Genomic DNA, 13,309 nt, shown 5'->3' on the forward strand with positions numbered 1-13,309 from the left:
TATTAAAAAACAGCGGATAGGATATGGGAGTAAACATACTCCATCGATACAAAAGGAGATTATATGAAACTATTTCAAAAGGCAGCAGAAAAATTAGAAAAGGAATATCAACTCTTCTTGGATTATCTTGAGCTAAATGAAGTACAACTGTCAAAGCGTACAGGTCATATTGGGAAAAAGGATTGCTTTGCATTGAATGGTTTGTTTGATATAGTTCAGGAGAAATACCTGACATATGGAAGAACACAGGATTATTATACAGTAATTGATTTCTTTTATTTTTTTTCGATACGTGCCGGTATTCTTAAGATTGTGAGCAAGAAAGGGAAAGGTATGACCGTTCAAAAGGGTCAAAGATATTCAATATTTTTTCATATGTCGGCTATGGAACGGTATATTCTTATGATGACGATATGGCTTGTGGAGTATCAGCAGGCATTGGGGGATTTACGTTCGCCATTTATGAGAGACGGAATATTTGAGGTGATTAGAGGAGCAAGGGAAGAGGAAGCACTACAAGGTCCGTTCAGAGGAAAGATAGCGTCACCCTGGAGAAGCTATTATATTCCGGAGATTCGCCTTTTTGCATTATTCCAATTGCTTCGTATTCAATGGCTGGAGGATAAAGAAGAGAATAAAGATAATAAGTTTCGAATTAAGACACTTTATCTGACAGAGGAAGGGTATGCCTGGAAAGATCTGTTGGAAAAACAGGATAGGATATTTTGGTATAACCTAGATGTCAGTACGGTGTTACCAATCATTAGGAATGTCGTAGAAGAAGATACTGTTAACATGGAAGAGAAGCTGATGGGGTTTTGGGCATATCCGGTGGAAGCAGGACTTCACACAATTGAATTTAAAATAACGATTGGTTCCTGTATCAGGAAAATAACAATAGGTGATCAGTTTACTCTGGAGGAATTGCATTATTTGATTCAAAAAAGTGTTGGCTTTGATATGGATCATCTGTATTATTTTCAAATTGGCTCAGGAACCTCCCAAAGAAGGTACTATGCACCGGAGTGTGAGGATGAAATATGGCAGGCTGATACAGTTTTATTGGCAGAGCTTTTGCCTTATGAAGGAATGCAATTCGGATATTTATTTGATTTTGGGGATAAGTGGAATTTTCAGATTACAGTAGAACGTATATTGAATGAACATACACAGGAATGCGAGATAAGTGAGGTAAAAGGTGAAGCACCGAAGCAGTATGGTTGCGATTGGTAGTAAAATGGGAATTGAGTGGTACATATATGAATAATATTGAACTGAAACATTCTAATAGTATATAAGAAAAGTGACAGTTATGCTTGCTAAATTCATGGAAAAGCGTAAATGTAAAGGATCGGAGACAATTGATTATGAAATCTGATGATAGAGAAAGCAAAGTCAAAAAACTAGAAAACCAAAGAAATAAAGCGATTAAAAGCTTGACGGACTATAAGGAAAGTAATCTGACGGTTTCTGCAGCGGCAGAATATTTAACATTTGTTTCCGGAAGCGGTGAAAGCTCCGTTGAAGTTCGTTACCAAGATGAAAATATATGGCTGACACAAAAAATGATTTCATAACTGTACTGTGTTGATCGTTCTGTGATTACAAAACACTTAAAAAGGTATTTTTGGACGATGTATTAGAAGAAGATTCAGTATGTGCAATTTTTGCACAAACTGCTAGTGATGATCTCTTACTTTCAATGTATCTCGATTATGCAGAAATACAAGCAGAGAACAGCATTCCGATGACAATGGAAGATTGGGCAAATCGCTTGGATAGTTTTATAGAGTTCAACGGAAGAGATTTATTGATGAATGCAGGGAAAATATCAGCAGAAAAGGCAAAACTCCATGCTGAAACACAATTTGAAAAATATCGCATTGTGCAAGACCAATTATTTAAGAGAGATTTTGATCTGTTTTTAGAGAGCACCGATGAGTAATTCTGATTAGAAAGTACACGCTTTGCTTGTCTGGGATTTACATTGACAGCGCCTCTGTATATTTGGCAGATCCTTGGGATGCAAGTGGAAACAGATTGACTTCCAATGAATAAAGTGATATTATAATGGTAATAATATAATTAAAATATCTAATCATAATATCACTTTGTTGGGAGGTGAAACTCATGGAACAGATTGGATATGGAGAGCATATTGCAGATACGGTTAAAAATATGCCCTACGAGGCAGCAATCCAGACAGAGGATATTGCCCGGCAATTGGCGGGAGCCTTTGCTCTGCCATATGAGAAAGCAAAAACCTTAACCAATGTGAAACTGAAACGGATGGCAGACAAAGGGGAAATCCAGCGACTTCAAAAAGGTGTCTATTGTCAGGTAAAGCAGACTGTTTTTGGAAAAGCAACACCAAGCACTGATCAGGTGATGAAAAAAGCATTGACGGAACAAAACGGAGAAAAAATAGGATATGAATCCGGTGCCTTTTTGCTGAATAAGCTGGGACTGACAACCTTGATACCCCGTGACATGGAAATCACCACAAACCGCCACACTGCAAAACTCCCTGACGAATATCATATCAAACTGAAAAAGCCGGTTGTGACCGTAACAAATGACAACTGGAAATATCTCCAGTTTATTGATTTAGCAATAGAGCTTAAAGGCTCCCATATTGATGCGGAAAGACCGAAGCTGTTGTTGGCAAGACACGCAAAGAGACAGGAGCTGGATATTCTTACGTTGATATTTACCGCCCGCAGGAATTACCCGACGAAAGTTATACTGCCCCTTATTGATTTACTCATGGAGGTGAATGATGAACTTACATCAGGATAAAGACGCATTTGAGGCCCTGCTCTCCGATATTAGCCGCAGAACAGGCATCCGAAGTGACATAATAGAAAAGGACTACTATCTGACCTTGCTGCTGCAGGAGCTGTCCCAAAAGCAGGAGTCCCTTCCTGCATATTTTAAAGGCGGAACTGCCCTATACAAATCAATTGGTCGTATGAAACGCTTTTCTGAAGATATCGACCTTACAGTTGCAATCCATGACTGCTCTAAAAGTCAAGGGAAAAAGCGGCTGGAAACATCGGCAAATAGCTATCAAACCCTTTCCAGAACAAGGGATAAAGCCAGAGAAAGTAATCAGAGGGGCAGCATCACCAGCGTATATGAATACATTCCAGAAACCGATGTAGATGCTGCCGATGCTCTGCAACGGTTTGTGCTATGTCAAGGTAGAGGCAACCTCTTTTACCATCAGTGAGCCGGTGGAGCCTCTTGAAATCTCACCCTTGCTTTATTCGGAGGCAACCCATGAGCAGCAAATAATTCTCGAATCAACTTACAGGATTAAGCCCTTTTTCATTCAGACCATCAAGCTGGAACGAATCTTTGCCGACAAAATATTGGCTGCAGAGTTTTACTATCAACGGCGTATGCTGTTCGATACAGCTAAGCATTTATATGATCTGACCATTATGATGGAACAGGAAAAAATACGTTTCTTGCTTTTATCACCCAATGAGCTCACCGCAATGCTGGCATATAAACGAACAGAGGAAAGGGAACGCATCGGAAGCGATTTGTCGGAAAAGCCCTTTTCTGAATTTACTCTGTTTGATGCCATAGGAGTGGATTCCGAGCTGACAGCAGCTTTTTTAAAAATGCAGGAGATCTATGTGTTTTCCCAAAGAGATGTCCTTTCAACGGCACAGCTATCGGAAAGCATAACAGCATTGAATCAAACCTTGCTCCAATTAGATGAGGGGCTTGAAAGGATTCAAACTGCCGGTGGGGATACACAGCAGAAAATGCTGTAAGGAGGCATAGGATGAACAACAATGAAATTATAGGGAAAGTGCATAATTCTATGTATCAGAAGACTGGTGTGGCAATAGCTTCAGGGGCTTTTTATAAGCAGTGGGGAGATAAAAAGTTTCCTCATACAAAGCAGCTTCGCTTCTCTAAAAGCGGTAAGGAAGATATTGAAAAAGCTTATGCCACCCACTATATAGACACTGCCAAGGTAAGCGAGCTAAAAAATCAATAAAAAATATTTCCAAGGCACACTGTGAATGAACTCACGGTGTGCCTTTTGCATTTCTGTAGAAGCTTTGATCGTTGATATAATCAATAGATTCAGTTCTCAGTTAAGCGAAGAAAAGTATAGTGAACTTGTATCGGTTATTGGAGAGGATTAATTTACCGTTCCGATTTTCGACGATGAAGATATTTATAAAAAAAGAAAGGTTGAGTGATGGAATTATTGAAAATATACCCTTCCGCCAAGGGGGTATCAGGCTTAACGGTCATCAGAATTGCACACTCAGGGCATGTGGAGACGGTTGTACTTCTCTCACACAAGACGCATATATCAACGCAAATGTGGACTTTGGCGAGGGTGAAGGAAAAATCCCATTGATAAAATAGCGGAAAAGGCGGAGGAATACAGGCCAAGCGAAAGAGCCACCTATAAAATGATAAAAGAGTACATAGAAAGTAAATAAGATTTTAAGGTGCATACGGCTTACATTGACGAAGTATGACGCTCCAAATGCCGTAGAGGAATTGAAGCAGCACGGAAACACCCAACGCCTAAAATGGTAGAGGCAATTAAAGATGCGTTGAAATATTTCCGAGTAATATAAAACTGAATGGAAACAAAAAGTTGTTTGCTCTATTGGAGTAAGCAACTTTTTTATATAGATAGCGTTGTTTGCCGCATCGGAAAAAATTTCTATGGTTTGCTGCATAAGGGGTGGAATTTACTTTTGCAATTGAGTTTACGGTATTTTTCCTTTCCTTGAAATATCCTGTAAGTTGTAGTATAATGACAAAAAAAGATAGGTGATACAAAGAAGGGAGTTGACATTCTATGTCGATGAACGATAAAGACAATCAAAGCCGCTTATCGGATTCGTTTCAATCCTTTTTTAATTCCGATAAAGAAGGTTTGCTTGCCAAAGCAATTGAATTCTTCCCGTACCTGATTCATGTTTTTGCGCCTGACGGCACAGCGGTGTTTGTCAACGAAGCTGTGCTTCAACAATACGGAATTACCCGGGCCTTGCTTGAGAACACCATTATCGGCAAATACAATATTTTAAAGGACCCAACTATTTCAGCCGCAATTCCCTGCAGCCTGTTGCAACAGGCATTTCAGGGAGAAACTGTTTATTGCCCGGATATTAAGGTCCCGCTGGATACTTTGGCGGAGCGTTATGGTGTGCAGGATTATGATATGGAAGCTATGTATCAAGATATCACGATGTTTTCAATTTTTAATAATGCCGGAAAAGTCGCGTATATAGTGAGCATTCAGATAATCAGAAGAATTTACCGCGGCAAGGAAGAAATTGAGAGGGCAAAGGAATACATTGAAACTCATTGGATGGATGCTTTCGATGTAAAAGAAACCGCGAAAGCGGCCGGGCTGAGCCGAACCCATTTTTCAAGGCTGTTTAAAAAGCATACTGGTATGACGCCGCATGATTATTACATAAGCTTTAAAATAGGTAGGCTTAAAGATAAATTGTCGGATTCAAATCTGTCCATATCTCAAGCGTTTGCCGCTTGTGGCCTGGACTATAACGGCTATTTCGCGAAGGTTTTCAAGGAAAGGACGGGACTTTCCCCATCACAATACCGGAATAAGGACACAAAAAGATAGCTTTTATGGAGTTATATCTACAATTCTCAAAATGGAGGTGAGTTAAGTGATAGATGACTTAAAGGATCAGCAGCCCGGTATTGCTGAGTCATTTCAAGCTGCTTTTCAGAACGAAGAGCTTCTTGAACAAATTATTGAGCTATGTCCTTTTCAAATTGAAGTATTTAGTCCGGATGGAATATCTGTGCTGGTCAATCAGGCCGCTTTAAAAGAATTCAATATCCCCAGTGCAGATATGGTAATCGGCAAGTATAATCTTCTGAAGGATCCATCCATTCAGGCTATGGGATATATGAATGAGGTAAAAAAAGCCTTCCAGGGTGAAACGGTGTTTTTTAGCGATATTCGAGCCCCGCTTGATGACGTCTTTGAACGTTACGGTATCAATGATTGTGATCTTGAGACCATTTATCATGATATTACCCTTTTCCCGATTAAGGATTCTCATGATAAATTGTCTTTTGTGGTTGCTGTCCTATACCCGAGAAGGGTTTACCGAAAGTTAAATGAAATCATTCAAGCGAAAGAATATATCGAAAGCCATTGGCAAGAAACCTTCGATGTAAACAAAACCGCGAAAGCAGTCGGGCTGAGCCGAACCCATTTTTCAAGGCTGTTTAAAAAGCATACCGGTATGACGCCCCACGATTACTACATAAGCCTAAAAATCAATAAGCTAAAAGAAAAATTGTTGGATTCAAACCTGTCTGTATCCCAGACTTTCTCCGCCTGCGGCTTAGACTATAACGGCTATTTCGCGAAGGTTTTCAAGGAAAGGACGGGACTTTCCCCCTCCCAATATCGGAAAAGCGCACGATAGAACTGAACAGATGAAAGTACCATCCAAAAGCCTCCGGAAATTCCGGAGGCTTTTGGCGTTAAATGGTCTTTTTCTTACTGAATTTGGGTCCATAGCTTATATCTAAAAATGAAGTATTCTGTTACTATAAAATCAAATTTATGCGGAAAGGAGGATATGCTCCGTGGGTAAGAAAACAAAAGAACAACTGCTGTCGGAACTGCTTGTGCTCCAAAAAGAATTAGAAAAGAAGGTACAGCATCAGGATCAGATGATCCGGCGGTTCCAGATGCTTACCGCAAACGAAAGCCTGTTTTCCCAGATCATTGATTTTTGCCCCTACCCCATTGCGGTTTTTACACCGCAAGGAGTTTTGGAAACAGTCAATGATGCCTTTTCTGCTGCGACCGGAGCAGACGGCGAAGAGCTCGGCGACAGAAAACTCAGTATTTACGATTGCATTTCAAATAACGTTGAGTTGGATAGCGCAATCAGGCAGGTCTTTGCGGGAAAAAACCAATTTTTAGACAATTTGAAGAATCCACTCACCGGATTCGAGGGATTAAAGAAAAAAACGGAGTTGCCACTAAAAGGATATCGTAAGGCCATTATTTTCCCAATCCCTGCCGAGGGCGGTTTGATCATGCACGGCGTAGCCGTTTTTACCATCTGAGCGCCAAAGTCGGTCTGCCGACACAAATTGTCATTCCGTAATGAAAGGAGGAACTGATTATGACAGATCAAAGCATCTATACACCGGAAGATATCGAAAAAAATAAAACCGCTTCCCCTCATAGGCAAGTTCACCATACTCAAATGAAGGAGGATAAAGAAAAATGAAAAAAACAATCAGTTGCCTGTTGGCAATTCTTATGCTTACCGCTCTCGTCGGCTGCGGCGCGAAGGAAAAAATTGCGGAAAAGGCCGCAGAGGAGTTTATTGAAGGAATTGGCGGAGGGAATGTGGATATCGACGGCGACAAATTCACTATCGAGGGAGAAGATGGTGGAAGCATCACCGCCGGAGACAATCTGCCCTGGCCCGGCGACAAGATGGGAGATCTCCCCAAGCCCAAGGCCACCATCGCCGCAGTACTCAATGACGACGGGGAGCAGCAGTGCACGGTTACCTATGAGGGGATGGAAAAAGATGATGCCGAAGCGTATGTTGAAAAACTCAAGGCGCTTGGATATACGGGCGGTATGGAATTGTCCGATGCCGACATGATTATGACGGGAGGATTGAACGAAAACGGCGATGCAGCCGAATTTATCTACAATTTTTCCGCAAAGGAAGGCTTTATCTCCTATACACATCAGGCACAGCAGCCCCAAACGGACGGCGCCCAAGGGGACCCCGCTTCCGGCGATGCTGAGCCTCAACCCTCATCACCGGATCAGGCAACCGAGCTTGATATTGTCGTAGCGCTTCCCGATGGATGGAAGCCGGTGGAAGGTTCTGTGTTGGAGCACCAATACATGAAAAACACCGCAGGCTTCATGATCAAAACCGAAAATTTTTCAGGGGACACGCTGGATGATGTAGTGAGCGAGGCGCTTGATATATTCGGTAGACAATTTGACAATTTCGCGGTACAGGGAGATGTAGAGGACATTACGATAAGCGGCTTGGAAGCGAAAAAGCTGACCTTTACCTGTGAAGTCAGCAAGATGGAAATGAAATACACCTCTGTGTATCTCTTTGCGGAGGATGAAACCTATGCGCTGACATTTGGCGATCTGGCGGACAGCTTTGATTCCCTTGCCGCGGATTATGAAGCGATTTTGAATGGCATCCAATTCAAGCAGTAACAGAGGGGGCGGTATCATGAAACGAAATTTACTTTTACTATGCTGTCTCACCTTCTGCCTGCTCTCCACTTTAGCGGGATGCGGTGCCCGGGGAGATGTCGACCATGCGCAAAACGGTTCATCCCCTGCCGCTTCAGCGGTTTCTCCTCCGGAGACTTCATCGGCCTCTGATGTCTCGCCCCAAGCCTCGCCGACACCCTCCGGCACTGCGGATGATGAAACGTATCTTTGGCTCATCACCATAGAAGAAAAGAAACAGGGAACGCTCTTTGGCGTGTACGGCAGTGATGAAATCCCCTGTGAATACACCATAGAGCTTTATGCCGTCAACGACGGCAGTCCGTCGCCTTATGAAGGGGAGTTTACCGTAGCCGGAAAAATCCATGCATATTGGGACGTTAAGGAAGATTATGAGCTTGCCGACGTGGACTATCTGGAATTTGAGTCCGATCATGTAATTCAGCAATGCACATTTCAGCTTGTACCGAATAATCTCGCGCCGCTCACGCAAGACCCCGACCCTTTATTGCAAGGATCAGCGAACGCCGAGTTTCTTATGCCCACAAAGGGAGATAACCCCACCAATTTCAGCGGAGCGGCGCAAGGGTATGGATTCGGCCAGGATATGCAGCTCGACATGGCCGCAACCTGCAAGATCATTAAAACAAATTCCGAAATAAAGCTGATTACGGATGTCTTTGGAAGCTTCAACGGTAAAATAGAACGCCTGGAGGCGGGCGCAATTCCTTCGGAGATCGAGCTTGCGCCGTTGGTTCCATAGCCTTAGATCTGACGGAAGGATTTAGCCCCTATGTGGCGGCGCCGGTAAAAGGGGCTTACGATTCCAAATAACATATTGATTTTAAATAAAGAAAGGAAATGATTATATTATGAAGAAAAAAGCAATTTCATTACTTATTGCGTTAATATTGGTGACAGGTTTTGTTCCAGCAGTAGCCTTCGCGGCTTATACGCCGCCCTCGTCCTACAACGCGCCTGTAAACGTCGGTGTCCTTTTTAACGGTGACGATCTGGAATACGACGAAGACGGACGATGGAGCTTTGACATCGGCTTCGGCGGCACCGACGAGCTTCGGGAGTTGGTGAAGGCATGCGAGGATGGCCGCATGGAGGAAGCGGGATACAACAGCTTCGATACTTCTGCTCAGGTCGACTACAAGCTCGATAACGGCAAGTGGCGTTCGGAGCAGCCCGGCTATGATGACTGGGTTTTTACACAGGATACCGGGTTCAGCGATGAATACGGCGTGTGGGTTTCCAATTACCACATCTACGACGCCTATTTTGACGAAGCAATCCCCGACGGCATCCTGCCGGGCGGCAAAGCTTTTTTTGATAGCCATTCGATGCATTTCAGGGTTCGCTATTATGTGAGCTTTTACCATTCCGACAGCGGTGAGGATTACGAATATTACTCCCCATGGTCCGCTGCCGTATCCTTTTCAAACAAACAGGAGGTTCAAGACCCCTCTTCGCTGATAAGCCACGCACCTGTGCTGCTGTCGGCGGAGTTGAAACAGGCTTACGACGGCCGTCCGTATCTGGATTTCCGCGCGGACAAAGCCCACGACGATATCCAGCTGCTCAACAATATTTCCAATCAAAGAGTATTCACAAACGTCTGGATCAAGGCGGACGGCGGCACATGGACGGATGCGGGCTCATATATGTGGATGAAGGAGCAGTTCACCGCGGATGCCGGCGACTACTTCGCGAATACGGAAAACTTTGATGCCGCAACGTACGAGGTCAAATTCCGTTATAGTTTTGATTATGCTGATTACCCGGCAGCCGGCAAAAACGGGGACATTTATTCGCCTTTCTCCAACGTGATTGCTCATGGGATGCCGGCGTATGAGGGCGCTTCCAATTGGGCAAAGCCGGAGCTTGACAAAGCCGCCGGTTACGGACTCATCACCGACCGTATCAAAGGTGATATGTCCGGCAAGATCACCCGTGAGGAATTCGCGGAAATCGCCGTAAAGCTGTATGAAAAATATACGGGAAAAACAGCGACGGTTGGAACAGCGAGCTATAGCGATACAACGAATCCCGAAATTCTTAAGGCTGCAAACCTGGGACTTGTAGCAGGTGTCGGCAACAACAAATATGCGCCGAATCAACTGGTGACGAGAGAGCAGATGGCGACCATTCTGTTAAGGGCGCTCAAGGTTATCAGCCCGGGCGAGGACTTTACCCCCGATTTCAGTGCTTTGTTTGCTGATGACAGCAAGGTGGAGTCCTGGGCGCGGGACGGTGTTTATTACTGCGCCAAGGCAGGTATTGTCACCGGTGTCGGAAACAATCTATTCAATCCGGATGGGGATGCTACGCGTGAGCAGGCCGTCGCCGTATGCACAAGGGCGTATGAATACTTCAGTAAATAGCGGAAAGACAGAAAGGAGACCTGTGTTGATATGAAACGAAAACTTATTTCTTTTATCTTAACCGTAATGATGGTCATGTGCCTGTTCCCAGTTACCGCATTGGCAGCGGATGAAAACTTGGTGGATAATTGGGGCGATTTTGTTTTAGCATTTAACTATATCAAGGGTATCGGCGGAACCATCAGCGGCACCGCTGGTATCGAGGTTACCAGTGGAGGTACGGTTTATGTCAGCGGTGGTGAAGTAACGGGAAGCTATTGGGGAATATACGCCAACGGCAAAAGTCTGGTAAACGTTAGTGGTGGCGAGGTAAAGAGTACGCATACTACCGGTGGTGCGGGTGTTGTCTTGACGGCAGGCAGTACCGCCAACATCAGCGGCGACGCCATAGTTACTGGAGAGCAGTAGGTACTGCCAGCGGCATTTTGGCGGAAGATCAAAACTGTGAGGTCAATATCTCCGTCGGCACGATTTGCGGGTCATACGGGGTTAATGCAGCAGGAGAAGTCAATATCAGCGGTGGGGAAATTGAAGGACTGGAGGGCATAAGAACCCAAAGCACCGCCAAAGTGACAATTACTAGTGGTAAAATCAGCGGTATTATAAATGGTATCACGAACGATAGTGGTAAGCTTTCCGTTTCCGATACGGTTGGCGAGACGACTCGTATAACGGCTCAATAATCGCCACGGGAGAAGTCGATGCGTACAGCATTTATACCGAGGGCGATCCTTCCGTCACGCTGTACAGCGCCGTGTCCCTGACGGAGGGAGAACCGGAGACGGTGAGCTTCACAGTCACAGGACAAAGGCTTAATGGAACCCCGGTAACCCTTCAGGATCATTTGGGAACCTCCGGTACATTGGGTCACGTCTCCTATACGGTTTCCGGAAACGATATCTCCTTTACCCCTTCTTCGGCGGGCAGCGACGGCAGTGTCAGCCCGAGCGGTGCTGTGAATGTGGCAGAAGGCAGCAACCAGACCTTTACAATAACTCCTGACTCAAGATACCGGATAAACTTCGTGACGGTTAACGGCGTCAATCAGGGCGTTATAACAACTTATACCTTTACAAATGTTACGACCAACCATGCAATAAACGCCACATTTACCTATAAAGGCGGAGGCGGTTCAGGGGGCGGAAGCAGTACTCCCTCAACTCCGGCTACTCCGACCTATAAAGCAGACGTTAAAGCTGGAAACAGTACTGAAACGACGCTGCCGGTCACAGTTGACGGGGGTGCCGGAAGTGCCTCTGTAGATGCAGGCTCACAGAACTTCGCTCAGGGTAGAACTGTCATTACCATACCGTCTATACCCGATGTCAGCACTTATTCCGTCGGCATACCGGTTCCGGAGCTGTCAACGGCTTATGTCCAAGGTGCGCTGACTCTTAATACCGATGCAGGCAGCATCATGGTTCCGTCCAATATGCTGACAGGCACTGAGGGCGTGGATGGAGATAAGGCGCAGATCAGTATCGGCAAAGGCGACAGGGCAACCCTGCCCAACGATGTTAGGGCTGCCCTAGGCGATAAACCGTTGATCCAACTCACGCTGTCCATCGACGGCAGACAAACCAACTGGAACAATCCCAACGCGCCTGTAACGGTGTCCATCCCCTATACACCAACTGCGGCGGAGCTTGCCAATCCGGAAAGCATTGTCATCTGGTACATCGACGGCTCCGGCAATGTTGTCACCATCCCCAACGGACATTATGATCCGGCAACTGGAATGGTCACCTTCAGCACCACACACTTCAGCAATTACGCGGTGGCCTATAATAAAGTAAGCTTCAACGATGTGACTGCGGGCGCGTGGTATCACAAGGCAGTAAGCTTCATCGCGGCCAGAGGAATAACAGGCGGCACGGGCAACAGTAACTATAGCCCCAACGCCAAGCTGACCCGCGGCGAATTCATCGTCATGCTGATGCGAGCCTACGGCATCGAGCCATATGCAAACCCTGCCGATAACTTCTCCGACGCGGGGCAGATTGCATCATGGGCGAAGGATGCCATGACACTGCTGGTTAAAACAGAAACCATTGGAGGTAATGCTGGGATGTTAAATCCGACAAGTACGACCACCAGGGCGGAGATGGTCCAGGTGCTGTATAATCTGCTGAAAAGATAGCGGAGCAGCCTTAACGAAAAAGGAGTAGCCATCCGCAGTGTGTGGTTGACTGCTCCTTTGCTCCCCGTGCCGATTAGCCTGGCTGCAACAATGCGTAAAAGCCTGCCCTTTATCTGAAGGGCAGGCTTTTATCATACCGGATATCTCACAAACGAGAGCTAACCTTGGATATGTTCCAAAGTACGACCCTTGATAAAAAAGGGCTTGAAACATTGAAATTCCCTCAGGAATTGCTCCGAGTCGGAAACACGGTGTATTTCAAGGGGAATACTATTTCTATTAAGAAATCCGGACAAAACATTTTCTAATTGCGTTAGCTTTTTTGCGTCTCCGTATAAATTTATTAAAATATCCTTCTATGCATGAATATTACTCCTGTATAATATTGTTATTATTGTATTCTTCAACGCACCATCAGTTACAGCTTGTTTCTCATAAAATGCGTCATAAATGTGGGCGTACAATTGTGATTACTGACAAGGTGAGTTTATATTGTAAAGTGTAAAATAATGT

General features: G+C 44.8%; 15 protein-coding genes and 2 pseudogenes. All 17 read left to right on the forward strand.

The window, feature by feature from the left end; all coding sequences use genetic code 11:
- Positions 1 to 63: 63 nt before the first annotated feature.
- The 17 genes and pseudogenes from HZF24_RS04670 to HZF24_RS19340 all read left to right on the forward strand — a co-directional run bounded on the left by HZF24_RS04670 (position 64) and on the right by HZF24_RS19340 (position 12,796).
- Complete coding sequence (locus HZF24_RS04670; protein WP_179237106.1) at positions 64 to 1,233, forward strand: IS1096 element passenger TnpR family protein; 1,170 nt, start codon at positions 64 to 66, stop codon at positions 1,231 to 1,233.
- A 134-nt stretch (positions 1,234 to 1,367) separates the two neighbouring features.
- The gene (locus HZF24_RS18915) at positions 1,368 to 1,577 is read left to right on the forward strand and encodes a hypothetical protein (protein WP_246345948.1); all 210 of its coding nucleotides are present in this window, start codon (positions 1,368 to 1,370) and stop codon (positions 1,575 to 1,577) included.
- A gap of 116 nt (positions 1,578 to 1,693) precedes the next feature.
- A pseudogene (rhuM, locus tag HZF24_RS18920) lies at positions 1,694 to 1,945 on the forward strand (RhuM family protein); the annotation flags it as partial.
- 185 nt (positions 1,946 to 2,130) lie between these two features.
- Positions 2,131 to 2,799 (forward strand): DUF6088 family protein, encoded by a 669-nt coding sequence (locus HZF24_RS04680; protein ID WP_179237107.1) that lies wholly within the window; start codon positions 2,131 to 2,133, stop codon positions 2,797 to 2,799.
- Positions 2,780 to 3,232: a nucleotidyl transferase AbiEii/AbiGii toxin family protein gene (locus HZF24_RS19180; RefSeq protein ID WP_281372246.1), complete on the forward strand. Its 453-nt coding sequence runs from the start codon at positions 2,780 to 2,782 to the stop codon at positions 3,230 to 3,232. Before HZF24_RS04680 ends, HZF24_RS19180 begins: the two co-directional genes overlap by 20 nt.
- Positions 3,233 to 3,236: 4 nt before the next feature.
- Positions 3,237 to 3,788 (forward strand): nucleotidyl transferase AbiEii/AbiGii toxin family protein, encoded by a 552-nt coding sequence (locus HZF24_RS19185; RefSeq protein WP_322790717.1) that lies wholly within the window; start codon positions 3,237 to 3,239, stop codon positions 3,786 to 3,788.
- A gap of 11 nt (positions 3,789 to 3,799) precedes the next feature.
- Positions 3,800 to 4,018: a hypothetical protein gene (locus HZF24_RS04690; protein WP_179237108.1), complete on the forward strand. Its 219-nt coding sequence runs from the start codon at positions 3,800 to 3,802 to the stop codon at positions 4,016 to 4,018.
- 282 nt (positions 4,019 to 4,300) lie between these two features.
- Positions 4,301 to 4,616: pseudogene (locus tag HZF24_RS04695) on the forward strand (hypothetical protein); the annotation flags it as partial.
- Between the two features lie 233 nt (positions 4,617 to 4,849).
- On the forward strand, positions 4,850 to 5,638 hold the full coding sequence (locus HZF24_RS04700) for a helix-turn-helix domain-containing protein (protein WP_179237109.1): 789 nt from the start codon (positions 4,850 to 4,852) through the stop codon (positions 5,636 to 5,638).
- Between the two features lie 46 nt (positions 5,639 to 5,684).
- Positions 5,685 to 6,458, forward strand: coding sequence for a helix-turn-helix domain-containing protein (locus tag HZF24_RS04705; protein ID WP_179237110.1), 774 nt, complete (start codon positions 5,685 to 5,687; stop codon positions 6,456 to 6,458).
- Positions 6,459 to 6,621: 163 nt separating this feature from the next.
- The gene (locus tag HZF24_RS04710) at positions 6,622 to 7,110 is read left to right on the forward strand and encodes a PAS domain-containing protein (protein ID WP_179237111.1); all 489 of its coding nucleotides are present in this window, start codon (positions 6,622 to 6,624) and stop codon (positions 7,108 to 7,110) included.
- Positions 7,111 to 7,273: 163 nt separating this feature from the next.
- Entirely contained in the window at positions 7,274 to 8,248 is a 975-nt protein-coding gene (locus tag HZF24_RS04715) for a hypothetical protein (protein ID WP_179237112.1), read from the forward strand.
- Between the two features lie 16 nt (positions 8,249 to 8,264).
- Positions 8,265 to 9,029, forward strand: coding sequence for a hypothetical protein (locus HZF24_RS04720; protein ID WP_179237113.1), 765 nt, complete (start codon positions 8,265 to 8,267; stop codon positions 9,027 to 9,029).
- Positions 9,030 to 9,138: 109 nt separating this feature from the next.
- Positions 9,139 to 10,656, forward strand: a complete 1,518-nt coding sequence (locus HZF24_RS04725; RefSeq protein ID WP_179237114.1) for an S-layer homology domain-containing protein — start codon at positions 9,139 to 9,141, stop codon at positions 10,654 to 10,656.
- Between the two features lie 30 nt (positions 10,657 to 10,686).
- On the forward strand, positions 10,687 to 11,064 hold the full coding sequence (locus HZF24_RS04730) for a hypothetical protein (RefSeq protein WP_179237115.1): 378 nt from the start codon (positions 10,687 to 10,689) through the stop codon (positions 11,062 to 11,064).
- 17 nt (positions 11,065 to 11,081) lie between these two features.
- Complete coding sequence (locus HZF24_RS04735; protein WP_179237116.1) at positions 11,082 to 11,339, forward strand: hypothetical protein; 258 nt, start codon at positions 11,082 to 11,084, stop codon at positions 11,337 to 11,339.
- Between the two features lie 101 nt (positions 11,340 to 11,440).
- Positions 11,441 to 12,796: an S-layer homology domain-containing protein gene (locus tag HZF24_RS19340; RefSeq protein WP_322790718.1), complete on the forward strand. Its 1,356-nt coding sequence runs from the start codon at positions 11,441 to 11,443 to the stop codon at positions 12,794 to 12,796.
- The last annotated feature ends 513 nt before the right edge of the window (positions 12,797 to 13,309 follow it).

Source organism: Sedimentibacter hydroxybenzoicus DSM 7310, assembly GCF_013403245.1.
GTDB classification, from domain to species: Bacteria; Bacillota; Clostridia; order Tissierellales; family Sedimentibacteraceae; genus Sedimentibacter; species Sedimentibacter hydroxybenzoicus.